Source organism: Streptomyces cinnamoneus, assembly GCF_014650495.1.
GTDB lineage: Bacteria > Actinomycetota > Actinomycetes > Streptomycetales > Streptomycetaceae > Streptomyces > Streptomyces cinnamoneus.
This window is the reverse complement of record NZ_BMVB01000010.1, coordinates 170090-192478: the sequence shown is the minus strand read 5'-3', so window position 1 is coordinate 192478 and position 22389 is coordinate 170090. Positions and strand designations below refer to the sequence as shown.

The following is a 22389-nucleotide window of genomic DNA, read 5'->3' as shown; positions in this document are numbered from 1 at the left end:
CCCCCACGTCCGATGCGCTATGACATAACCGCTGTAACACTCGTGATGTTAAGAACGCGTTCCACCGACCACAAGCCCTGCCGGCCGTCAGCGCGCGTCGAGTTCGGCGACGAGGCGCTTGGGGGCGATGGTGCGGTAGCTCTCCTCGACCCAGTCGCAGAGCAGCTCCGCGGGCGTGTCGGGGTCGGTGAGCGGGATGCTCACCCAGCCGGAGCGGCCCAGCCCGTATCCGGTGGGCGCGGCGCCGGGGACGGCGAGGGCGTGGCCGTGGGCCTCCTCGTCCTTGAGCTTGGCGGAGATGGCGGGGGAGGCGGCGTTCCCCTCCTCGCCGAGGAAGACGAAGATCTTCTTGTTCACCTTGACGACGGCGTCGTCGCCCCAGGGGAACTCCTCGACGGCTCCGGGGAGGGAGAGGGCGAAGTCACGGATGCGCCTGCGGGTGGCCAGGGGGCCGGCTTTCGGGTCCATGAGGTGGATTGTCCCCCGCCAGCAAACCGCCCTCCACCAGCAGCTGTCGCACCACCGCCACCGCCGCGGCCGGCAGCGGCGTCTGCGGTGCGGCCGTCCTCGCGCAGTCGATGACGCCCAGCTCCCGCAGCGCCGCCTTGAAGCCGCCCAGCGCCGCCGCGCTCCCGCTCATCGCGCCCGGATCCCCCGCTTCCACCAGGGCGAACAGCGCGGCCAGCCGGTCCTGTTCGGCCGCCGCCTCGGCCCAGCGTCCGGCACGGGCGTGCTCGTACAGCCGGACGTAGCCCGCCGGGTCGACGTTGCCCAGGCCCGGAACGACGCCGTGGGCGCCCGCCAGCAGCGCCGCGTCGACCGTCAGCTCGGAACCGGTGAGGACGGCGAAGGTGCGGTCGAGGCCGCGGGCCCGCAGGGCGACGAGGAGGCCGCGCAGGGCGCCGAGGTCCCCGCTGCTGTCCTTGAGGCCGGCCAGGGTGCCGTCCCCGGCCAGGGCGAGCAGCGTCCGCGCGTCGAGCTTGGTGTGCACGTGGGAGGGGATGTCGTAGGCGATCAGGGGCAGGCCGGTGGCGCCCCGGACGCGCCGGAAGTGGTCGGCGACCTCGGCCGGGTGGGTGCCGGCGTAGAAGGGCGCGGTGGCGACGAGCGCGTCCGCGCCGAGTCGGGCGGCGGCGCGCGCCTGGTCGAGGACGCGGGCGGTGGTCATGTCGATGACCCCGGCCAGCACGGGCACCCGGCCGGCGACGGCATCGGCCGTGGCGCGCACCACCGTACGGCGCTGGGCATCGCTCAGATGGGCCGCTTCACCGCTCGTGCCGAGGGCGAAGACCCCGCTCACCCCGGCCGCGATCAGGTGTTCGACGTGGGTGGCGAGTGAGGGGAGGTCGACGTCCCCGGCGGGCGTGAGCGGGGTGCACAGCGGGGGCACGACACCGGTCAGGGGCGCGGAGAGCGGCATGGTGACGCCCCCTCAGGCCGTCCTGCCGACCGAGTCGGCCGTCAGCAGCCCCAGCTGGAACAGCAGACGGGTGAGGTCCCAGTACGTCTTGACCCGGCGGATGCGGCCGTCGGGGGCGAACTCCAGGAAGGCCACGCCGGGATAGGCGAAGGACCTGCCGAGCGCCTGCGGGAAGTCCAGCTTCCCGAAGGCGTGCCGCAGGGTGCCCGTGACGGCCCATTCCACCGAGGCCCGGTCCCCGCTCACCAGGCGGCTGCGCTCCTGTCGGGTGCAGTCGGGCACCGCGCCCACCCATGCGGTGAACTCGGCGGCCAGCTCGCCGTGGCCGCGCAGCACCCGCCCGGTCGGCACGTCCTCGTCGACGACGTCCTCGGTGAAGCAGGACAGGAACTTGCCCACGTCCTTCTCGGTGGCCGAGGTGATCCACGCGGTGATGGTGCCCGCCTGCGCCTCGGAACCGCTTCCGTCGCTCATGCGCCGCCCGCCTCTCCCATGCCGCCGCCGGGGTGTCCCGGGAAAGCTTCCCGCCCTGCGACCGCGCAACCCCGCGGCACGCCACGGGCTCTCAGCCGGCGGCCAGGGCGCGGCGGCAGAGGGAGTCCGCGGCGCGGGTGGTCTCCGGGAGGCGGTAGTGGGGGGAGAGCCCCAGGGTGTGGGCGCACGCCCGGTCGAGTCCGACGCGGTGGCCCACCGAGACGAACACGGGTTTGACGCCCTGCCGGGTGCGCAGGGCGCGGCCGACCTCCTCGTCGCCGTCGAGCAGCGGGGAGGCGTCGCCGCGCTCGGGGCCGGGGGCCTCGTGGCGGAAGGTGAAGGGGTTCTTGGCGACGCCGATCGTGGGCAGGCCGGTCAGCACGCCGAGGTGGGCGGCGAGGCCGAACCGGCGCGGGTGGGCGAGCCCGTAGCCGTCGCAGACGACCAGCCCGGGGGTGACGGGGAGGCGGCCGAGGGCGGCGAGCGCGGCGGGGACCTCCCGGAAGGCGAGCAGGCCGGGAACGTACGGGAAGGACACCCGGCCGGTGGCCGTGGCCTCGGCGACGACGTCGAGGGTGAGCGCGTCGAGCACGACGGCGGCGGCCGCGACGACGTCGCGCCCGTCGTCGTAGGCGACGTCCACCCCGGCCACGAGCAGGGGCTCGCCGGGCACCGGACCCGGCTCGTCGAGGATCACCCGCCCCCGCAACTCGTCCTGGACGGCGGCCGCTTCCGCCTCCGTGGTGGGCCAGTCGGCCGGCAGGTCGAAATGTGCGTCAGTCATGGTGGCCCCCACGCTACGGGGCGGGCGCGGCGCGCCGGTCGGCGGGCACCCCGGCCCGCCGGCCGGCGGCGTAGCCTGTCGATCATGTTCGTACTGGAACTCACTTACATCGCCCCCATCGAGCGGATCGACGCCGCACTCGACGAACACGTGGCCTGGCTGGACGCGCACATGGCGTCGGGCGTCTTCATCGCGGCCGGCCGCAAGGTGCCCCGCGACGGCGGGATCATCATCGCCCTCGGCGAGGACCGGGCGAAGGTCGAGGAGATCACGCGCAGCGACCCGTTCACCGTGGCCGGGGTGTGCGAGTACACGGTCACGGAGTTCGTCGCGACGAAGACCGCCCCGGCGCTGGAGCAGTACCGCCAGGAGCTACCGTCCTGAGCCCGGTGCCAGCCGGGCGACGCGCCCCTTCTCCCCCGCTGCCCAGCAGCCACGGTCGGGGGCGCAGTCGACCGTGTCGTACGAACCGGTGTCGAAGGCGCGCCAGCCGCGGCCGCCGTCGGTGGTGATCTCGCTGCCGGTGGGGCCGACGGCGAGGGCCGTGGTGCGGCTGTGGGGCAGCCAGCTGACGCCCGAGCGGTAGGCGGCGGGCGGGCGGACGGCCGTGTTCCAGGCGGCCCCGCCGTCCGCGGTGCGGGCGGCGGCGCGCGGCGAGGAGGCTCCGGCGCGGTAGTCGCCGCCGACGGCCAGGCCGTGGCTGCGGTCGCGGAAGGCGAGCCCGAAGACGCCGCGGGCGGCGTCGCCGGCCGGCAGCGGCGCCTCGGCGGCGGTCCAGGTGCGGCCCCGGTCGGCGGAGTGCAGGATCCGGGAGACGGGCCCGCCGCCGGTGGCGATCCAGGCGTCCCGGGGGCCGGAGCTCACCGCGCACTGGCCGCTCGCGGCGAACGCCGCCTCTCCCGGCAGCGCGGCGGGCATCCCGTCGGGGGACGTCGGCCGCCAGCTGCGGCCGCCGTCCCCGGTGGCGAGGACACGGAACCTGCCGTCGACGGGGTCGCCGACGGCTATGCCGTGGCGGCGGTCGAAGAAGGTCACGCAGTCGTAGAAGGCCCGCGGGTCGGTGTTCCGGAACGCTTCACTCCAGGTGGTCCCGCCGTCGTCCGTGCGCAGGATCCGCGACGCCTCGCCCTCGCCGATGGCCAGGACGACCGCGTGCCGCGCGTCGAACGCGGCCACGTCGCGGAACTCCAGCCCCGCCGCACCCGGCGGCGAGACGTTTCGCCAGCCGCGCCCTCCGTCCCGGGTGAGCAGGACAGTGCCCTTCGTGCCCGCCACCCACGCGGTGGTGCGGCTCACGGCCGCGAGCCCCCGGAAGCGCGCGTCACTGCCGCTCTTCTTCTCCTCCCAGGACGGGCCCTTCGGCACGGAGTGCGACCCCGCGTGCGCAGGCGCCGTTCCGGCCAGCGCGAGGACGGCCGCGCACGCCCCGGCGAGCAGGAGGCGCAGCGCCCCGCCCGTGCCGCGCCCGCGTGCCGCCCCTGTGACTCTCGTGTTCCCCATGCGGTCCATGAGCGCGGAAGCTAGCGGAGGCCGGGTCGGGACGTCTACGGACAGAGAACGTCACTTTTTCATCCTTTCGGCCGGGGGCCGGTGGCCGGACGGGCGATACGGCACCGGGGCGGCGCCGCCTAGCGTGGCGGGATGACCCAGCTCCCCGTGCCGTCCCTGCCGTCGTCGCCGCGGCCGTTCGCCGGACGGTGCCGGCCGGTGCGCGGCCGCGGCTGGCTGCTCGCGGCGCTGGCCGCGCTGTGGGTGGCCGAGGGCCGGGTGCTCGGCCGCACGGAGGGCTACCCGGACCCGCCGGGCGGCCACCACGCGTCGTGGGTGGTGTGGGTGGCCGGGCTGCTGGTGGCGGCCTGCCTCCTGCCGTGGGGCCGGCTGGCCACGCGGGCGGCGGCAGCGGTGGCGGTGTCCTGGTCGGCGACCGGCTGTCTGCTGGCGGCCGGGCGGCCCGTGCCCGCCCGGGGGCTCACCGAGAGCGCCGCCCTGCTGGTGCTGCTGGGCTTCGTCGCCTGGCGCGTCCCCGTGCGGGCGGCGGTGCCGCTGGGCGCCGCGCTGGCCGTGGGTGTGGCGGCCGCGCCCGCGCGGGACGCGCAGGCGCTGAGCACCACGGTGGTCGCCTACGCGCTCGCGGTCACGGGGGTGACGGCGCTGGGCCTGTGCCTGCGCCACCGCGACGTCGAGCGCGCCCGGGCGGTGGCCGCGGCCCGTGACGCCGAACGGCGGGAGCTGGCGGGCGAGCTCCACGACTTCGTCGCCCACCACGTGGCCGCGATGACCCTGCTGGCCAAGGCCACCGGCTCGCTGGCGCAGGACGAGCGCGTGGCGGCGTCGCTGCGCGACATCCAGGAGGCGGGCGACGAGGCGATGACCTCCGCCCGGCGGCTGCTGGCGGTGCTGCGGCAGGACCGGGCGCACCGCGGGCCGCTGCCGGGGCTGGACCGCACGGCCGACCTGGTCGACGGCTTCCGCGCCGCCCACCCGGGCACGCGCGTCACGCTGGACGTCCACCCCGGCTTCGGTGCGGGACTCGCCCCGGAGCTGGCGGCGTCCGTGCACCGCATCGTCGGCGAGGGGCTGGCCAACGTGGCCCGGCACAGTCCCGCCGCCCACGCCGTGGAGGTGACTCTGCGGCGTTCCGGGGAAAGGCTCTTCGTGTCCGTTCACAACGACGGTGATCGTGCGCACCCGCCCGGTCCGCGCTCCCCCGCGGACGGCGGCGGGCTGGGACTCGTCGGCCTCGGCGAGCGCACGAAGGCCATCGGCGGTTCCCTGACGGCCGGCCCGGCCGGCGGGGGCGGTTGGGAGGTACTGGCGGTACTGCCGGTCGCTCGTTGAGCGGTTCCGCCCATACTTGGCCATATTCCTTCGAGTTCATAGACCTCGAAGGCAAATGTCTTCTTTCTCAAGGGCAGTGACGCAGCTCACGCTGGATTCATGTGCACTACCGCGATCGATCGACCGTCTCACCCGTCGAAGAAGTCGAAGAAGTCGAAGAAGTAGCAGCGGTCGAAGTCGTAGCAGCACACGCCGCACGCGGTACGGAAGCGCACCACCCGGAAAACAATCGCAAGGGAGCTGGCGTTGTCCACTGTCATCGAACAGCCTGTCCAGGCACGGATCATCGCGTCGGCTCCGCCGTCCCGGGCGGTCCCCGCGCACCTGCGCTACGAGCGCACCGACCCCTTCGCCGTCCGCATCGCCTTCCCGCCGGCGGCCTCCCTCGACGGCGCCGAGGTCGAATGGGCCTTCGCACGCGACCTGCTGGCGCGCGGACTGCTGCGTTCCGCGGGCGGCGGCGACGTGCGGGTCTGGCCCTGCGGGCCGCACCGCACGGTGCTGGAGTTCCACGCCCGGGAGGGGGTCGCCATGGTGCAGATCGACACCCCGGAGCTGCGCTCGTTCCTGGCGCGCTCGTACGCCCTGGTCCCGGCGGGCGGCGAGGGCGGCCAGCTCGACGTCGACAGCGACCTGGCCGCGCTGCTGCGGCAGGCGTGAGGCCGGGGCTTCGGGCTCAGGGCAGGTACGCGACCCAGTCGGTGCCCGGCAGGGCGTGGGGATGCCACGCGCGCGCATAGGACGGCAGGTACGGGTCCTTGGTGTCGAACAGAAGTGCCGTCGGGATACGGGAGGCCCTGCGGACGATGTCGGCAGCAGTGTGCGAACGGTTGTTGCCCGCGATCTGGGCGGAGGCGCAGCCCGCCTCGTAGGCGACGGGCTGCGCGCGCGGGCCGGTGACGAGGCAGGGGGCCGTCAGGCCGAGGCGGCCCAGTTCCCCTGCCGCGCGGCGGTAACGCACGGTGGTGTCGCGGGCGTCGGCGGTGTTCGCCCGCAATTCCTCGAACTGCACGGTGAGGTGCGCGCCCAGGACGGCGGTCAGCAGGGCGGTCACGGCGAGCCGGGCACGGGCGCTGCGCACGGCCCGGACCGCCCCGGCCGCCGCGGCCGCCACCGGCAGGGCGAGCAGGGCGTAGGCGGGCAGCAGGAAGCGCGGCGCGGCGTAGTCGAGCAGCAGCAGGTAGGGCGCGGCGAGGGCGAGCGCGCAGGCCACGGGCAGCAGGGTGACGGCCGCGGGCCCGGCGCGGCGGCGGCCGGTGACGGCGAGGACGCAGGCCGCCGCGGTGAGCGCGGGCAGCAGCAGCCACCACAGGGAGTGGGTGAGGGAGGGGCCCGCGATGTGGCAAGGGCGGCAGAGCTGGGGGCCGTTGAGGGCCCGGTAGGCGGCCCGCAGCCCGGCACCGGGGTGCGCACCCATGCCGCCCTCCGTGCCGCTGGAGACGGACAGCCGCCGGCCGATGCCGCCGAACCGTGCGTACGCCTCGGCCACCCACTGCGCACAGCCCAGCACGAGTCCGCCGAGGACCGCGGCCACGGTGCCGGGGCGCCGCCGGGGCGGCACGGTCGCACAGGCGGCCAGCAGGGGCAGGGCGAGCCATCCGGCGTCGGGGGCGCGCAGCAGGCCGACGGCTGCGAGCGCGGCGGCGAGGGCCGCCAGGGCCCTGCGGCGGCCGGGACCGTCGGTGCAGGCCCGTAGGAACCAGCCCACGGTGGCGACGGAGGCGAGCGCCACCCAGAGGTTGGGCATGACCTCGGGCCCGCTGAGCACGGTGATCCACAGGCCGGCGAAGAGCAGGGCCGCGAGGGCGGCGCGGCCCGGGCCGAGCAGCGGCTTCCAGACCGCGAAGGCGGCGTACAGGGCGGCCGAGGAGAGCAGCGCCAGCGTCACGCGCAGGACGGTGGTCGAGGAGGTGACGGCGACGACGGGGGCGACGAGGAAGGTGATGCCGCGTGAGCGGGGCGCGCTGAAGTAGGCGGCGGGGTTGCGGGGGTCGACCTGGGAGAGGTAGACGGTCTCGTCCCAGCCGAGGTCCATGCGGGCGACGGCGCAGCACAGTTGGATGATCGCGAAGGCGACGGCGACGGCCACCAGGGGAGCGGCGCGGCGGGCTGCGGGCGGGGCACCGGTGGCGGCGGGCGCGGGGGTCCGGGTCGTTGCCATGCCCCCGTCCTACCGCACGAGGGGCCCGCCACCGCGTCACCAGGGCGCGCTCTCGCCCGCCCGTCCGGCACGCACGCGGGAGGCGACGATCTCGGCAAGGGCGGCGTCCCGGCCGGCCCAGCAGGCGGAGGCGACGGACTTGCCTGGTTCGAGCGCCTTGTAGACCTCGAAGAAGTGCTGGATCTCCAGCCGGTCGAACTCGGGCAGGTGTCTGAGGTCGCGCACGTGCTCGTGGCGGGGGTCACCGGACGGCACGCACAACACCTTGTCGTCCTCTCCCTGTTCGTCGCGCATCCGGAACATGCCGATCGCACGGCAGCGGATCACGATGCCGGGGAAGGTGGGGTCGCCGGCCAGCACGAGGGCGTCGAGGGGGTCGCCGTCGGCGCCGAGCGTGCCGTCGATGTAGCCGTAGTCGGCGGGGTAGCGGGTGGAGGTGAACAGCATCCGGTCGAGGCGGATGCGCCCCGTCTCGTGGTCCATCTCGTACTTGTTGCGGCTGCCTTGCGGGATCTCCACGACGACGTCGAAGTCCACGGTGGCTCCTCCGGGGGGTTGGCCGGATCACCATGGTGGCGCGTCCCGCCCCGCGGGCGCCATGGCGCGTCGGGCGGGCCCGATCGGCCGCTGCGGGCCCTCGTTCAGCCGGACTTCGGGCCCGAACGGGTGGAAACCAGACACGAGCCGGGCCGCCGTGCGCCGGGCACCCGGGGCGTCGCTACGTCATCGGCTGCGGGGGTGCCTACCGCATCGGTGCCGGGGGCGTTCATCACGTGGGCGTGCGGGTCCGCGGTCCTGGCCGCATTCTGCAGTGTCAGGGTCACCACTCCGGCCGCCGCCACCGCACCCGCGGCGCCCGCCAGCAGGCCGCCGGCCAGACCGTAGCGGAACGCCTCGCCCAGTGCCACGATGCCGACGGCCGCGGCCACCACGGGGTTGACCACGGTCAGCGTCGCCAGCGGGGCGGCCAGGCCCGCGCCCCGGTAGGACGCCTGGGAGAGCAGCATGCCGGCCGAGGCCAGGAGCGCGATGACGCCCAGGCTCGGCAGCAGGGAGACGAGGTCCGCGTCGTGCGCGGTCCAGTCGTCGGCCACGGCCTTGGTGAAGACCGAGCCCATGCCGAAGGCGGCGCCGGCCGCCGTGGCCAGCACCACGCCCCGCACGACCGGCCGGCGCACCCAGCGGGCGGCAACGGCCAGCAGGACGACGGCGCCCAGCACCGCCGCCGCGATCACGGGACGTTCGGTGCCGTCGAGGGATTCCTCACTCGGCGACCCCGTCAGGCTCAGCAGCCCCGCCAGGCCCGCCGTGGCGAGGAACGCCCCGCGCCAGCCGGCCGCACCGACGGGGCGGTGCACGAACCACGCCGCCATGGGCAGCGCGAAGACGATGGTCAGCGCACCCAGCGGCTGAACGAGGCTCAGCGGCCCGTACGCCAGCGCCACGACGTGCAGTCCGGCGCCCAGGCCGGTCAGCGCCACCGCCGCCCACCAACCCGCCCGGCGTAAGGGGGCGTACGCCCCGTCTCCGCTCGTTGCGGCAATGCGCTCCTGCACGATGGCGGCACCCGCGTAGCAGACTGCGGACACCAGGCACAGCAGCACCGATGCGACGAGCGCGCTCACGACCGGCCTCTGCAGTCGCCTCCGCCGCCGCGGTCCGGCTCGGGTCTGTGACGGGTCCCCTCGTTCTCCATGCCCCAACCATGCCTGCCACGGCCCTCTTCGTCGTCGTCCCTGGGTACGGGCTTTTCCGTACTACCGATGGAGTACGGGTCGGCAGCACGGAGGACTTCCCCGTGACAGGGCGGCACCCGCCGGGCGGCCCGGCTTTCCGGGATGCATTTTTCTACGGCCCATCCGGATGATCCCGGACCGCTTTATGCGTATGCCGTCTACCTTTATGCGTACACCGTCTACGCATTCGTCGACGCCCCTCAGAAAAGGGATGCCGGATTGAGGGTGTCCTGAAATACCATTGTGGAGAGCCTGCGTATATGAAAACTCTATGTAGGCTCAAACGGGGAATACATGCACGTTTACGGGGGGAAGCTTCAATGTCCGGCAACTCGCGGGTCTGGCATGTGCACGCACTCGATAGGTTCGAACAGGGCAGTCGGCAGGTCACCGTCATAGGGGCCGGAATTTCCGGCCTGGTCACGGCGTACGAGCTGGAACGGCTCGGCTACCGCGTCGAGGTCCTGGAGGGCAACACGCGCATCGGGGGGCGCATCCACACCCACCGGTTCGGGAACAACCCCGGCGCACCGTCCGTCGAGCTCGGTGCCATGCGCATTCCGACTCACCACCGTCACACCCTCGAATACATTCGGCGGATGGGGCTGGGGAACAAACTCCGCGCCTTCAGCACGCTGATGTCGGAGGAGAACGCATTCCTCCACACCGCCGAGGGCTTCATTCGCATCCGGGACGCGGCCGGCCCGCTCCGTGAGAACTTCCGGCGTGACCTGGAACGACACCTGCCCGGGCACCGCCACGACCACGGCACCGTCGTCTTCGGGGCCTGGCTCACGGCCATTGTCGACGCCATTGCGCCGCCGGATCTGCGCGAGGCGCTCCGCGAGGACCTGCGCCGCCAGCTGCTCGACATGGTGGCGCGCATCGACCTGACGGAGCATCTGCGCGGAGCGGCGCGCGACCGGGTGGACCTGCACTCGCTCTTCTCCGCCCACCCGGGCCTGAGGGCGGGCTGCAGCAGCAGGCTGGGCAGCTTCCTCGACGACATCCTCGCCGAGACCAGCCCCGAGCTGCTGCGTCTGGACGGCGGCATGGACCAGCTCACGCACCGGCTGGCCGGCCTGCTGCACACGCCGGTGGCCCTCGGTCACCGCGTCACCGGCATCGACGTGCGCGGTGACCACGTCCTGGTCCACGTCCGGGCGGGCGGGCGTACGGTCGTCAAGCGCTCGGACTTCGTCGTGTGCACCGTTCCCTTCCCGCTCGTCCGCCGCATGCGCCTGACCGGCGTGGACGAGGACAAGCTGGCGGCCCTGCGGGACGTCGTCTACTGCCCGGCCACCAAGGTGGCCGTCCACTGCCGGGAGGCGTTCTGGCGGGAGGGCGGCATCCGCGGCGGGGCCTCGTTCACGGGCGGCCGCATCCGCCAGACCTACTACCCGCCCGCCGACGGCGCCCCGGGCCGGGGCGCCGCCCTGCTGGCCAGCTACACCATCGGCGACGAGGCGGCGCGGCTGGGCCGGATGTCGGCCCGCCGCCGCCACCGCATCGTCCTGGAGGAGCTCAGCGCCGTCCACCCCGAACTCATGTCACCCGGCATGGTGCTGGACGTGGTCAGCGTGGCCTGGGGCGACCACCACCCCTGGGCCGGCGGCGGCTGCACCACCCGCTGGGGGAAGAACGCCGCCGAGTGCGAGGTGGAGCGCACCCGGTCCGCCCGTCCCGCGGGCCGGCTGTTCTTCGCCGGCGAGCACTGCTCGACGGCGCCCGCCTGGATCGAGGGGGCCATCGAGTCCGCGCTGGCGGCCGTCAAGGACGTCGAGCGCTACGAGCCGGCCCACCGCCGCGCCGGCCGGCCCGACCCCGCGGGAGCCCTGTGATGAGCGTCTTCGACCTGCCGAGGCTGCACTTCGCCGGAACGGCCACGACCAAGCTGCCGACCGGTCCGCGCAACGGGCTGGTCGACCTGGCCACGGGCCGGGCCCTCACCGACGACGGCCCGTTCCCCGTCGACCGGCCCGCCACCGAGTACCACGACTACCTGCAGCGCCGCGGCCCGCACTTCGACGCCTCGGGACGGCCGTGCCCGGACGGGGAGTTCAGCGCCGCCAAGGGGTGGAACTTCGACGGCAACGGCCACTTCCTCCTGGACGCCCGGATCGTGTCGGCGGAGGTCCGCGCCGGCACGCCGGACACCACCGACCCGGTCGTCGGCCGCAGCGTCGACGTCTGGGGCCACTACAACGACTACCTGCGCACCACCGTCAACCGGGCCCGGGTCCTGGACCTCGACCCGGCCTCCCGGTGGACCACGGCCCTGATGATCGGCCGGTTCGGCTTCGGCCGGCTGGGCCGCTCGCACGACGAGGGCTACATGCTCACAGGCCCGGTCAGCGGCTTCCAGCCGCCGCGCTGGGTCGACTTCGGGCGCATCCTCGACGTCGGCGACCACGTCCTGGCACCGCAGTTGCGCTACTGCGCGGTGCACCAGTTCGTGGTCACGGCCGAGGACGCCCCCGGCGACTCCGGGGGCGGTCCGGCGTGGCTGCCGGACGCCCGCCTCTCCCCCGCCGTCGAGGCGTTGCGGGCGGCGGTGGAGGGCGGCGCGGACGGCATCGTCGTCCGGTTCGCGCTGGACGACATGGCCTCGCCCCTCGTCCCGGACGCGCCCGGCCACTGGCGGGTCCGGGGGACCATCGCACCCTGGTACGCGCACGAGCTGCGCACGTACCCGGCCGGCCGGCTGCTCGCCCCCCTTGCGGGGGCGGACGGCCCGCTCCACCACCTCACGGTGCAGGTGGCGGACGGCCGGGCCGGCCTCGACATGATCTCCGCGGTGCCGCTCACCCACCGGGCGCGGGAGGCCGGGCCCGGCCCCCTGCACCGGCTCGGGCCACCGCTGGACGCCGGCGACCTGGAGCTGCGGACGGCCGGCTCCGGCCGGCTCGTGGCCCGGGTGCCGGCCGCCGCGTACGGCGCCGCCGCCGACGCCCTCACCTCGGGCCTGGTCACCGTGGCCGCCGAGGCGGGCTGGGAGGCGGCCGCGGACGAGGCCCTGTGCCTGATGGGCACGGGACCCGACGGGACGCGGACGACCCTGCTCACCGAACAGGAGGTGGTCGTCCAGAGCGACGACGCCTTGGTGGTGCTGCACCACCGCGAGCGCGCACGGGGCCTCGACCACGCCGTGGAGGTGCCGCTGCGCTCCTTCGTGCGCGGCCGCCCGGCGAGCGCCGGGCGCGTGCACGTACGGCAGTTCCACAACCCGCGCGCCCTGCCCGCCGACCCCGTGGCCGGCGGCGCGGACGCCCGCTGCGGGGACGCGGTCGTGCTGGGCCTGCGCGCCGGGGACGCGGCGTACGCCGAGGACTGTGTCGTGGAGACCGACGAACACGGGCGCGGCCTGCTCACGCTGCGCGGCGAACGCGCGGGCACCTGCCGGGTCCTGCTCTCCCCCGGCCCGCCCGGTCCGCCCGTCGCCGACGGGCCGGGCTCGGCCTGGGCGGCCTACGACGACGAGGACGCGCTCGGCTTCTGGGCGGGGGCCGGCTCACTGGCCGTACGGGTGCTGCCCGACGACTGGCACCTGGACCGCATCCCCCGCGAGAACGTGGACTTCGACCTGCTGCACCGGGAGATCTTCGCCTACTACGAGCACGTGTCCACCTTCATGAAGTCCGACGTCTTCAGCCTCGCCGACCGCTGCAAGGTCGAGACGTACGCGGAGCTGATGTGGCAGATGTGCGACCCGGCCAACAAGGCCAGGACGTACTACATGCCGCCCACGCGCGACCTCTCCGACCCCAAGGCGCGCCTGCTGCTGGCGTACCTGCGCAACCAGCAGGCGCGGGTGCGCCCGCCCCTCACCGCCCCCGCCGTGCTCGGCGGGGGGCCGGCGATCGGCACGCGCGGCGAACTGTGCACCGTCCTGCGCCAGGCCGCCACGCTGGAACTCGCCGTGATGCTCCAGTACTTGTACGCGGCGTTCTCGGTGCCCACCCACGGCGCGGGGCGGGAGTACGTCCGCCGGGGGCAGTGGACGGCGGAGCAGCTGGAGATCGCCTGCGGGCAGGGCGGCGCCACGCTGGACGACGGGATCCGCGGCATCCTGCTGGACGTCGCCCGCGAGGAGATGATCCATTTCCTGCTGGTCAACAACATCCTCATGGCGACGGGCGAACCGTTCCACGTGCCGGCGATCGACTTCGCCACGCTCAACGCCGAGCTGCCGGTGCCGCTGGACTTCGCGCTGGAAGGGCTGAGCGTCGGCAGCGTGCAGCGTTACATCGCCATCGAGCAGCCGGCCGGCCTCACGCCCGAGATCCGGCGGGAGGACGGTCCCCGGCTGGACGCGGTCCGTCCGCTCGGCTTCACCTGGGGCTCGGTCAGCGAGCTGTACGCCGGCATCCGCGAAGGGCTGCAGCGCGTCCCCGACCTGTTCCTCGTGGAGAAGGGCCGCGGCGGCGGGGAACACCACGTGTTCATGCGCGAGTCGGTCAACAACGTCCATCCCGACTACCAGTTGGAGGTCGACGACCTCTCCAGCGCGCTGTTCGCCGTGGACTTCATCAGCGAGCAGGGCGAAGGCGGCGTGCTGGGCTCCGAGGCGCCCTCGGACACCTCCCACTTCCACAGCTTCCTGCGGATCGGCGAGGCGCTCACCACCGAACGGGTCGCCGGGCCGCACGGCCGGCTGGTGCCGTGGAGCCCCGCCTACCCGGTGCTGCGCAACCCAACGCTGGGGGCCGGCGACGGGGCCAAGGACCCCGTCACCGATCCCGAGGCCCGGGCCGTGGGACGGCTGTTCAACCGCTCGTACCACCTGATGCTGCAGTTGATGGTGCAGCACTTCGGGGAAAGCCCCGACGGCAGCCTGCGCCGCTCCAAGCTGATGAACGCCTCGATCGACGTGATGACCGGCATGATGCGCCCCCTGGCGGAGCTGCTGGTGACCATGGAGTCGGGGCGGCGCGGCCGCACGGCCGGCCCCACCTTCGAACTGGACTCCGTGCCCGCGTACACGCCCCGCCCGGACGTGGCGCGGCGCTCGCTCGCGCTGCGCTTCGAGCACGTGGCGGCCGCGGCGGACAAGTGCGGACCGGTGCCGGGGCAGGTCGCCGACATGATGGCCTTCTACGCCGACTTCTTCCGGCGGGGTGGTGAACTGGCATGAGGAACTACGACACGGACGTGCTCATCGTGGGGGCCGGGCCGGTGGGCATGGCTCTGGCGCTCGACCTGAAGCACCGGGGCGTCGGCTTCATGGAAGTGGAAGCCTCGGACGGCACCATCGGACACCCCAAGGTCGGCACGGTCGGGCCGCGTTCGATGGAGCTCTTCCGCCGCTGGGGCGTCGCCGGCCGGATCCGGTCGGCGGGCTGGCCCGGCGACCATCCGCTGGACGTCGCGTGGGTCACGGCGGTGGGCGGCCACGAGATACTCCGCCTGGACTTCGGCACGACCGACCGCAGGCCGGAGCTCCCCTACACCCCGGAACCGGAGCACCCGTGCCCGCAGCACTGGCTGGCTCCCCTGCTGGCGCGCGAGGTGGGCGTCCACCCGGACGGCCCGTTGCACCTGCGGTGCCGGCTGGACGGCTTCACCCGGGACCGGGACGGGGTGACGGCCATGGTCACCGACCTGGCCGACGGCGGGGCGCAACTGACGGTCCGGGCGCGCTACCTGGTCGCCTGCGACGGCGCCGCCTCGCCCGTGCGCAAGGCCGCCGGCATCGAGGCGCCGCGCCGCCACGCCACGCGCGTCTTCCGCAACATCCTCTTCCGCGCGCCCCGGCTGCACGGGCAGCTGGGCGCGCGGAACGCGCTGGTGCACTTCCTCACCCGGCCGCCGGCGCTGCGCTTCCCGCTGCGGTCGATGGACGGGCAGGGGCTGTACCGGCTGACGGTGGCGGTGCGGGAGGGGGACGCCGCCGGTCCGGACGCCCTGACGATGGTGCGGACGGCCATCGCGTACGACACGCCCGTGGAGATCCTCTCCGAGAACGTCTGGTACCTCACCCACCGCATCGCCGAGCGCTTCCGTGACGGCCGGGTGCTGCTCGCGGGGGACGCCGCGCACACCCTGTCGCCGTCCGGCGGGTTCGGCATGAACACCGGCATCGCCGACGCGGCCGACCTCGGCTGGAAGCTCGCCGCCGAGCTGGCCGGCTGGGCGGGCCCGCGGCTGCTCGACGCCTACGAGACCGAGCGCCGCCCGGTGGCGGAGCGCAGCCTGGAGGAGGCCAACGTCAATCTGATGCGGACGATGAGCCGGGAGCTTCCCGAGGAGATCCTCCTGGACACGCCCGAGGGGGCGAAGGCCCGGGCGGAGCTGGCGGCCGGCATGGAACGGGGCGGGGTGGGCCGCGAATTCGAGGCGCCGGACGTGCACTTCGGCTACCGGTACGCGTCACCGCTGATCGACGGCGGGCGCGAGCACGCACCGACCGGGGACGGTGCCTGGCGGACGAGGGCCGTCCCCGGGGCGCGCGCCCCGCACGCCTGGCTGGCGCCGGGGGTGTCGACGCTCGACTCCTTCGGCCGGGGCTTCGTGCTGCTGTGCTTCGGCGGGCCGGGCGGGACCCCGGGGGCCGACGTGGCGGAGAAGGCCGTGCGGGAGGCGTTCGCACGGCGGGGCGTGCCGCTGGAGACGGCGCACTGGGAGGAACACCGGACGGTGGCGGAGCTCTACGGCAGTCCGTACGTGCTCGTCCGGCCGGACGGGCACGTGGCCTGGTGCGGTACGGACGTGCCCGCGGAGCCGGGCGCATGGGTCGACGGGATGCGGGGGGCGTGATGAGCGGACAGCCGAGCGGGCAGGCCCTGAAGGGACTGCCCCCCTTCCGGACGGCGGACGTGCCGCTGCCCGATCCGTACCCCCTCTACCGGCGCTACCGCGAGGCCGACCCCGTCCACCGGGCCGAGGACGCGTGGTACCTCTTCCGCCACGACGACGTGGCGCGGGTCCTGACCAGCCGGGCCTACGGGCGCGGGGCGCTGCCCGCCCGGCTGCCGCAGGAGTGCCCGCACCTGCGGCGGACCACCGCCAACTGGATGGTGTTCATGGACCCGCCGGAGCACACCCGGGTGCGCGCGCTGGTGGCCAAGGCGTTCACGCCGCGCATCGTGGACGGCCTGCGCCCCCGGATCCGGCAGCTGGCTGCCGAGCTGACGGCGGAGCTGGCTGCTACGCCCACCGCCGACCTGGTCGACCGGTTCGCCGCGCCCTTTCCCATCCTGGTCATCAGCGAGCTGCTGGGCGTGCCGCGCGAGGACCGCCCGTGGTTCCGGGCGCAGGCGGTGGACCTGCAGCAGGCCACCAGCTCGCGCGTGGCGCGGCGGGCCGATGCGTACCGCCTGGCGGACGCCGCGGCCCGGGAATTGGAGGCGTACTTCCGTGCCGAGCTGGCCCGCCGCCGGGCCGGGCGCAGCCCGAACGCGTCGGATCTGATCGCGGCGATGCTGGACGCGGAGGAGCGGTTGCCGCTGGGCGACGACGTGCTGGTCGGCACGTGCATCCACCTCCTGACGGCGGGCCACGAGACGACCACCAACCTGGTGGCCAAGGGGTTGCTGGCCCTGTTCGCCCACCCCGACCAGCTCGATCTCGTACGGAAGCGGCCGGAGTTGCTGCGGGGCGCGGTGGAGGAGCTGGTGCGCTACGACTCGCCGGTGCAGATGATCAACCGGTGGGCGCGGGAGGACGACGAGATCGCGGGGCGGCGCATCCCGCGGGGCGACAAGGTCACGCTCGTCCTCGGCTCGGCCAACCGCGACCCCGCGCACTTCGAGGCCCCCGACCGCCTGGACGTCCACCGCGACGCGCGCCGGAACACCGGCTTCGGGATGGGCATCCACTACTGCGTCGGGGCGCCGCTGGCCCGCGCGGAGGCGGAGATCGGGCTGGGTGAGCTGCTGCGCGGCCTGCCCCGGCTCGCCCTGGCGGACGAACCGGTGCGGTACGCCGACGATCTGGTCTTCCACGGCCCGGCACGGATGCCGGTCCGCACGGGGGCGGCCGGGGCGCCGGCGGGTGGCGCCGGCTAGCTCTTGCGGACGAACCAGCGGTCCAGGTAGGCGTCCAGCGACGGACGGTCGGCGGCACCGACGCGCAGCCCGATGTGGCCGTCGGGCCGGACCAGGAGCAGGGTGCCGCGCGGCAGTCGGCCGGAGCCGCGGGTGCCGCCCTGGGCCGGCTCGACGCGGTGCACCTCGGCCGGGACGGGGAAGCGTCCGATGATGCGGCGCAGTTCCTCGGTGGCGTCGCCCGCCGGCTGCCGGTCGGGGACCTCCAGCAGGGTCCAGCGGTCGTAGGAGAGGAGGTCGTGCAGCCGGCGCTCGCGCCCGCCGTGGGTGACCGGCACGTCGGGCAGCCGGTCACCGGCCCGTAGCGCCCGTCGTCCGCCGGCGGCTTGGCGCCCGGGCTCGTCGGTGGACAGCTCGCTCGTGCGGTGGTGCCGGCCGAGCTCGCTGAGGATCACCCGCCCGCGCCGGTGGATCCGGTCGCTGGCGAGCAGCGCCGGGCCGAGGACGCGCATGCCGGCCAGGGTGAGCGCCGAGGGCGGCAGCTCCATGACGTTGCGCCGCATCTGGCGCATCACTTCCTGCGCGGTGTGGCGCTGTTCGCCGGAATAGGTGTCGAGCAGGGTGTCGGCGGCCCAGCCGTGGTGCACGGCGGCGAGCTTCCAGCCGAGGTTGTGCGCCCCGCGCAGGCCGGTGTTGAGGCCGCGGCCGCCGATCGGCGCCCACATGTGGCCGCTGTCCCCGGCGAGCATGGCCGGTCCCACGCGCAGCGAGGCGGCGATGCGGTCGTGGAAGCGGGCCCGGTTGTACCAGGGCGGGACGGTGGGCACGAGGCGCGTGCCGGGGTCGTGCGTGGCCCGGGCGACGAGGTCGCGCATCTCGTCGACGTCGGGGGGCGTCACGCGCTGGGGGTCGGGGTCGTCGAGGAAGCTGAAGAAGCGGTAGCCGCCGCCGGGCCGGGGCGAGGCGATGAGGCAGACGCGGCGCTCCAGGAAGAAGTAGGTGGTGTCGTCGGCGCAGGGGAACTTCCAGTCCGGCTTGGCGTTGATCTGCACGGCCTGCAGATCGATGCGGCGCTCGCCCTCGAAGGGGACGTTCATCGTCTTGCGCACGAGGCTGTGGGCGCCCTCGCAGCCGACGACCCAGCGGCAGCCGATCGTCTGCACCCGCTCGTCGGGGCCGCGCACGTCGACCTCGGCGCCGTCCGCCCCCAGGCGCAGGGCCACCGCCTCCACGTCCCAGCGCACGTCGGTCCCCAGCTCCCCCAGCCGCTCGACCAGCAGGCGCTCGATGGCGATCTGCTCGATGGCCAGCGGCTGGGGGAAGGCCGTGCCGGACACGCCCGTGGCATGGCCGCCGACGCGCCGCCCCTTGACGTAGACCTCGGCCTGGCGCAGGCTCAGCCCCTGCTCCAGGAAGCGGTCCGCGCAGCCGAGGTCGCGGAGGATCTCCAGGGCCCGCTGCCAGATGACGCTGGCGCGCACCTCGCGTTTGCTGCTGGGCTCCTTCTCCAGCACGACCACGTCCAGCCCGTACTGGCGCAACGCAATGGCCAGGGCGAGCCCGGTGGGGCCGCCCCCGATGACCACGACGTCCCGGCAGAAGTCACTCATCGTCGTCTCCCCCGTGCTGAACGATGGGTGGCTGCGCCACCCTCCCCTGCATCCGTCGTCCGTCCGCCTTCATGGTCGGCGATGAGGGGGTGGGGGATCAATGGCGCCTATGCCGTGACATTAGCCTTTTCGTACGAACCAGCGCCGAATGTACGTTTCCAGCTCGGTGACGCTGTCGCAGGCCAGCCCGATGTGGCGGTCGGGCCGCACCAGCACCAACGCCGTACCGGGCAGGCGCGGCGCCTCCCCCGCCGGGCCGCCGGGATCCAGGCGCGGCCGGAACAGCTCGACGGGCATGGCGTACGCACCGGTCACCGCGTGCAGCCGGGCGACGTCCACGCCGCGCCGGGCCGCGCCGGGAGCGACGAGCAGGGTCCAGCGGCCGTAGGAGAGGAGCTCGTGCAGCCGGCAGCGACGCCCGTCCACCGTGACGGTCACGTCGGGCAGCCGGTCGCCGGCCCGTCCCTCGGACAGGGCGCTTTCGCGGTGGTGCATCGAGAGGTCGCTGAGCATCGCCCGGATGCGGTCGCCGAACCACTGGCTGCGGGTCAGGTACGGGCCCGCGAGGCGGATCCCGAGGAGGGCGAGGCGGCCCGGCGGCAGCTCCAGGATGTTGTGACGCATCGCCCGCATGACCTTCTGCGCGGTGAGCCGCTGCTCGGTGGCATAGGTGTCGAGCAGGGCGTACGGGTCGGCCGCCCAGCCGTGGAGGGCGGCCGCCAGCTTCCAGGCGAGGTTGTGCGCGCCGCGCAGCCCGGTGTTGAGCCCGTGCCCGCCGATGGGCGCCCACAGGTGCGCGCTGTCCCCGGCGAGCAGCGCCCGCCCCTCGCGCAACGACCCGGCCACGCGGTCGTGGAAGCGGGCCCGGTTGGCCCAGGGCGGCTCGGTGGGGGCCAGCCGCACGCCGGGGTCGTGCGCGGTGCGGGCGATCAGGGTCCGCATCTCGTCGAGGCCGGGAGGCCGCTCGACGGAGGGGTCCGGGTCGGTGAGGAAGCAGAAGAACCGGTTGCCGCCGCCGGGCCGGGGGGACACGCCGAGGGACGCGCCGCGTTCGAGGAAGAACCGGGTGCGGTCGTCGGCGTAGGGGTACTTCCACGTGGGGACGGCGTTGAGCTGCACGCACTGGAGATTCGGCCGCCGTGCGCCCTCGAACGGGATGCCGAGCCCCTTGCGCACCACACTGTGCGCCCCTTCGCACCCGACAACCCAGGCGCACCGCACGGTCCGCAGGCGGCCGTCCGGCCCGCGCACGTCGACCTCGGCACCGTCCTGACCCGTGCGCACCGCCACGGCCTCCGTGGACCACTCCACCTCGCCGCCCACCGCCGCGAGCCGCTCGCCGAGCAGCCGCTCGACGGCGTCCTGCTCGATCGACAGGGGATGCGGATGGGCGGTCGCACCGCACGCGAAGGTCATCCCCCCGGCCTGCCGCCCGCCGGCGTACATCTCCACGTGCCGCAGCAGCAGCCCTTCCCGGACCACGTCCTCGACGCACCCGAGGTCCCCCAGCACCTCCAGCGCCCGCTGCCAGATGATCCCGGCCCGCGCCTCCCGCTTCCCCCGCCCGGCCTTCTCGACGACGCAGACGTCCACCCCGTACTGCCGTAACCCCACCGCCACCGCCAGACCGGTGGGCCCGGCCCCTATGACCACGACGTCGCGGTAGTCATGCATGGTCGTCTCCCCCCTACCCACCAGCGGCCGACGCCGCTGCCTGCCCTCATCGTGTGGGAAGGGGGGTCACGGCTCAATGGGGCCGTGTTGGCCACGGACGGGACGGAGGGCGGACGCGGGCGGCCCGGAAAAACAGAAAAACCCCAGCTGAGCTGGGGTTTCATCTGGTCTTACTGGTGTCCGAGGGGGGACTTGAACCCCCACGCCCGATAAAGGGCACTAGCACCTCAAGCTAGCGCGTCTGCCATTCCGCCACCCGGACTAGGTGTTTGTCTTGGCGGGGTGTTCCCCGCGGCGACATGGATAACTCTATCAAGGTTTCGGAGTGCCTCTCACCAGGGTATTCGCGCGAGGCATAAGGTCCATTCATGGGCATTGAGGGACACTCTCCCCCGGCGGGCGCGGTCCGGCGCCGGCCGCGGCCCCTCTCGCCCTTGCGGGAGCACCTGCGGGACACGTTCTGGTTCACGCCGACGGCGGGGCTGGTGGGGGCGGCGCTGCTGGCCCTGGGGGTGCTGGAGCTCGACAACCTCCTCGTCCGGGAGCTGCGGAAGGCCGGGGACTACGGCGAGATCGAGTCGCTCATCGCCCTCGCCGACGACACGAAGACGATCATCACGACGGTCGGGTCGGCCATGCTGACCTTCATCGGCGTGGTCTTCTCCATCTCCCTGGTCGCCCTGCAGATGGCCGGCGGCCAGATGTCCCCTCGCGTCGTGCGCCTGTACGTGCGCAGCCGGATCACGAAGTGCACCTTCGCCGTCTTCCTGGCGACGTTCCTGTTCGCGCTGCTGGTGCAGGCTTCGTACGAGGGGAACGACGACCCGCGGACCGTCTCCACGGTGCCGGTGGTGTCCAGCATGATGTGCGTGCTGATGGTGCTGCTGAGCCTCGGGCTGTTCGTCGCCTACGTGAACTCGACCCTGCGGCTGATGCGGGTCAGCCACGTCGTCGACCGGATCACCCGCGAGTCCTTCCGCGCGCTGGACCGCTACGGGGTCGCCGCCGCCGGGCCGCCGGAGCTCCCGGCCGCGGGGGCGGAGGTTCCGCACCGCGGGCGGGCCGGGGTGCTGCGCGACGTGCACATCGCGCGGCTCGTGCGGGCGGCACAGCGGCAGGGCGTCGTCCTGCGGCTCATCCCCCGCATCGGGGACTTCATCGTCCCCGGCACCCCGGTGCTGGCCGTGCACGGCGGTGCCGCCGCACCGCCGCACCGGGCCCTGCGGTACACCGTCTCGGTCGGGGTCGAGCGGACGTTCCACCAGGACCTGGGGTTCGGGCTGCGGCAGCTGTCGGACATCGCCCAGCGCGCCCTCTCCCCCGCCGTCAACGACCCGACGACCGCCGTGCAGTGCCTGGACCGGATCGTGCAGTTCCTGGCAGCCGTCGCCGAGCGGCCGCTCGGGGCCCTGCACCACTGCGACCGCAAGGGCGCGGTCCGGCTGGTGCAGGACCTGCCGGAATGGGCCGACCTCGTCGACCTCGGCTTCGCCGAGATCCGGGGCTGCGCCGTGGACAGTCCCCAGGTCACCCGGCGGCTGGTGGCCGCCCTGGAGGACCTCGAACGACTGGCCCCGGCCGGGCGGCGGGCCCCGCTGGAGCGGCACCGCACGCTCCTGGAACAGGCCGTGGAGCGCACGGTGCACGAGGCGGCCGACCGGGGCTTCGCCCTGGAGCCGGACCGTCAGGGCATCGGATGACGGCTAT

At 74.2% G+C, this 22389-nt stretch carries 18 protein-coding genes and 1 tRNA gene; 8 read left to right on the top strand and 11 right to left on the bottom strand.

Annotated features, from left to right (window positions below; all coding sequences use genetic code 11):
• Window positions 1–87: 87 nt before the first annotated feature.
• The 4 genes from IE182_RS17290 to IE182_RS17275 form a co-directional block, all read right to left on the bottom strand.
• Window positions 88–468, bottom strand: coding sequence for an MmcQ/YjbR family DNA-binding protein (locus IE182_RS17290; protein WP_190110720.1), 381 nt, complete (start codon window positions 466–468; stop codon window positions 88–90).
• A complete protein-coding gene (locus IE182_RS17285; protein WP_190110719.1) occupies window positions 422–1420 on the bottom strand; it encodes a dihydrodipicolinate synthase family protein in 999 nt (332 codons plus the stop codon). Before IE182_RS17285 ends, IE182_RS17290 begins: the two co-directional genes overlap by 47 nt.
• Before the next feature lie 12 nt (window positions 1421–1432).
• The gene (locus tag IE182_RS17280; protein ID WP_190110718.1) at window positions 1433–1894 is read right to left on the bottom strand and encodes a nuclear transport factor 2 family protein; all 462 of its coding nucleotides are present in this window, start codon (window positions 1892–1894) and stop codon (window positions 1433–1435) included.
• A 91-nt stretch (window positions 1895–1985) separates the two neighbouring features.
• Window positions 1986–2678 (bottom strand): endonuclease V, encoded by a 693-nt coding sequence (locus IE182_RS17275; protein WP_190110717.1) that lies wholly within the window; start codon window positions 2676–2678, stop codon window positions 1986–1988.
• A gap of 84 nt (window positions 2679–2762) precedes the next feature.
• Between IE182_RS17275 and IE182_RS17270 the strand changes: the two genes are divergently transcribed.
• Window positions 2763–3062: a YciI family protein gene (locus tag IE182_RS17270; RefSeq protein WP_190110716.1), complete on the top strand. Its 300-nt coding sequence runs from the start codon at window positions 2763–2765 to the stop codon at window positions 3060–3062.
• Here the strand turns inward: IE182_RS17270 and IE182_RS17265 are convergent.
• Window positions 3051–4178: a WD40/YVTN/BNR-like repeat-containing protein gene (locus IE182_RS17265; protein ID WP_229844884.1), complete on the bottom strand. Its 1128-nt coding sequence runs from the start codon at window positions 4176–4178 to the stop codon at window positions 3051–3053. The genes IE182_RS17270 and IE182_RS17265 overlap by 12 nt on opposite strands.
• A gap of 141 nt (window positions 4179–4319) precedes the next feature.
• On the opposite strand from IE182_RS17265, the gene IE182_RS17260 reads away from it, so the two are divergent.
• The gene (locus tag IE182_RS17260) at window positions 4320–5516 is read left to right on the top strand and encodes a sensor histidine kinase (RefSeq protein WP_190110715.1); all 1197 of its coding nucleotides are present in this window, start codon (window positions 4320–4322) and stop codon (window positions 5514–5516) included.
• A gap of 246 nt (window positions 5517–5762) precedes the next feature.
• On the top strand, window positions 5763–6176 hold the full coding sequence (ssgD, locus tag IE182_RS17255; RefSeq protein WP_190110714.1) for a spore wall synthesis regulator SsgD: 414 nt from the start codon (window positions 5763–5765) through the stop codon (window positions 6174–6176).
• Between the two features lie 16 nt (window positions 6177–6192).
• On the opposite strand, the gene IE182_RS17250 is transcribed toward ssgD, so the two are convergent.
• The 3 genes from IE182_RS17250 to IE182_RS17240 form a co-directional block, all read right to left on the bottom strand.
• On the bottom strand, window positions 6193–7677 hold the full coding sequence (locus tag IE182_RS17250) for a hypothetical protein (RefSeq protein ID WP_190110713.1): 1485 nt from the start codon (window positions 7675–7677) through the stop codon (window positions 6193–6195).
• A 36-nt stretch (window positions 7678–7713) separates the two neighbouring features.
• Complete coding sequence (locus IE182_RS17245) at window positions 7714–8214, bottom strand: inorganic diphosphatase (protein ID WP_190110712.1); 501 nt, start codon at window positions 8212–8214, stop codon at window positions 7714–7716.
• 104 nt (window positions 8215–8318) lie between these two features.
• On the bottom strand, window positions 8319–9302 hold the full coding sequence (locus IE182_RS17240; protein WP_190110711.1) for a DMT family transporter: 984 nt from the start codon (window positions 9300–9302) through the stop codon (window positions 8319–8321).
• A 431-nt stretch (window positions 9303–9733) separates the two neighbouring features.
• On the opposite strand from IE182_RS17240, the gene IE182_RS17235 reads away from it, so the two are divergent.
• Genes IE182_RS17235 through IE182_RS17220 form a run of 4 tightly spaced genes read left to right on the top strand, consistent with a single transcriptional unit; the run spans window position 9734 to window position 17419 of the window.
• A complete protein-coding gene (locus tag IE182_RS17235) occupies window positions 9734–11254 on the top strand; it encodes a flavin monoamine oxidase family protein (protein ID WP_190110710.1) in 1521 nt (506 codons plus the stop codon).
• Entirely contained in the window at window positions 11254–14547 is a 3294-nt protein-coding gene (locus IE182_RS17230) for a ferritin-like domain-containing protein (RefSeq protein WP_190110709.1), read from the top strand. Before IE182_RS17235 ends, IE182_RS17230 begins: the two co-directional genes overlap by 1 nt.
• Window positions 14544–16169 carry an FAD-dependent monooxygenase gene (locus IE182_RS17225; protein WP_190110708.1) on the top strand — a complete coding sequence of 542 codons (1626 nt, stop codon included), beginning with the start codon at window positions 14544–14546 and terminating at the stop codon, window positions 16167–16169. Before IE182_RS17230 ends, IE182_RS17225 begins: the two co-directional genes overlap by 4 nt.
• Window positions 16169–17419 (top strand): cytochrome P450, encoded by a 1251-nt coding sequence (locus IE182_RS17220; RefSeq protein ID WP_190110707.1) that lies wholly within the window; start codon window positions 16169–16171, stop codon window positions 17417–17419. The genes IE182_RS17225 and IE182_RS17220 overlap by 1 nt, the downstream gene beginning before the upstream one ends.
• On the opposite strand, the gene IE182_RS17215 is transcribed toward IE182_RS17220, so the two are convergent.
• From IE182_RS17215 to IE182_RS17205, 3 genes are all read right to left on the bottom strand, one after another.
• Window positions 17416–19008 (bottom strand): FAD-dependent oxidoreductase, encoded by a 1593-nt coding sequence (locus tag IE182_RS17215; RefSeq protein ID WP_190110706.1) that lies wholly within the window; start codon window positions 19006–19008, stop codon window positions 17416–17418. The two genes, IE182_RS17220 and IE182_RS17215, sit on opposite strands and share 4 nt — an antisense overlap.
• Window positions 19009–19128: 120 nt before the next feature.
• Window positions 19129–20682, bottom strand: a complete 1554-nt coding sequence (locus IE182_RS17210; RefSeq protein WP_190110705.1) for an FAD-dependent monooxygenase — start codon at window positions 20680–20682, stop codon at window positions 19129–19131.
• A 174-nt stretch (window positions 20683–20856) separates the two neighbouring features.
• A tRNA-Leu gene (locus IE182_RS17205) sits at window positions 20857–20944 on the bottom strand.
• A 106-nt stretch (window positions 20945–21050) separates the two neighbouring features.
• Between IE182_RS17205 and IE182_RS17200 the strand changes: the two genes are divergently transcribed.
• Window positions 21051–22382, top strand: coding sequence for a DUF2254 domain-containing protein (locus IE182_RS17200; RefSeq protein ID WP_190110704.1), 1332 nt, complete (start codon window positions 21051–21053; stop codon window positions 22380–22382).
• Window positions 22383–22389: the final 7 nt, after the last annotated feature.

What these genes read in the sequence shown, in the direction of transcription:
- IE182_RS17290 (WP_190110720.1), bottom strand. Translation starts at nt 468, where the DNA reads ATGGACCCGAAAGCCGGCCCCCTGGCCACCCGCAGGCGCATCCGTGAC.
- IE182_RS17285 (WP_190110719.1), bottom strand. Translation starts at nt 1,420, where the DNA reads ATGCCGCTCTCCGCGCCCCTGACCGGTGTCGTGCCCCCGCTGTGCACC.
- IE182_RS17280 (WP_190110718.1), bottom strand. Translation starts at nt 1,894, where the DNA reads ATGAGCGACGGAAGCGGTTCCGAGGCGCAGGCGGGCACCATCACCGCG.
- IE182_RS17275 (WP_190110717.1), bottom strand. Translation starts at nt 2,678, where the DNA reads ATGACTGACGCACATTTCGACCTGCCGGCCGACTGGCCCACCACGGAG.
- IE182_RS17270 (WP_190110716.1), top strand. Translation starts at nt 2,763, where the DNA reads ATGTTCGTACTGGAACTCACTTACATCGCCCCCATCGAGCGGATCGAC.
- IE182_RS17265 (WP_229844884.1), bottom strand. Translation starts at nt 4,178, where the DNA reads ATGGGGAACACGAGAGTCACAGGGGCGGCACGCGGGCGCGGCACGGGC.
- IE182_RS17260 (WP_190110715.1), top strand. Translation starts at nt 4,320, where the DNA reads ATGACCCAGCTCCCCGTGCCGTCCCTGCCGTCGTCGCCGCGGCCGTTC.
- IE182_RS17250 (WP_190110713.1), bottom strand. Translation starts at nt 7,677, where the DNA reads ATGGCAACGACCCGGACCCCCGCGCCCGCCGCCACCGGTGCCCCGCCC.
- IE182_RS17235 (WP_190110710.1), top strand. Translation starts at nt 9,734, where the DNA reads ATGTCCGGCAACTCGCGGGTCTGGCATGTGCACGCACTCGATAGGTTC.
- IE182_RS17230 (WP_190110709.1), top strand. Translation starts at nt 11,254, where the DNA reads ATGAGCGTCTTCGACCTGCCGAGGCTGCACTTCGCCGGAACGGCCACG.
- IE182_RS17225 (WP_190110708.1), top strand. Translation starts at nt 14,544, where the DNA reads ATGAGGAACTACGACACGGACGTGCTCATCGTGGGGGCCGGGCCGGTG.
- IE182_RS17220 (WP_190110707.1), top strand. Translation starts at nt 16,169, where the DNA reads ATGAGCGGACAGCCGAGCGGGCAGGCCCTGAAGGGACTGCCCCCCTTC.
- IE182_RS17215 (WP_190110706.1), bottom strand. Translation starts at nt 19,008, where the DNA reads ATGAGTGACTTCTGCCGGGACGTCGTGGTCATCGGGGGCGGCCCCACC.
- IE182_RS17210 (WP_190110705.1), bottom strand. Translation starts at nt 20,682, where the DNA reads ATGCATGACTACCGCGACGTCGTGGTCATAGGGGCCGGGCCCACCGGT.
- IE182_RS17200 (WP_190110704.1), top strand. Translation starts at nt 21,051, where the DNA reads ATGGGCATTGAGGGACACTCTCCCCCGGCGGGCGCGGTCCGGCGCCGG.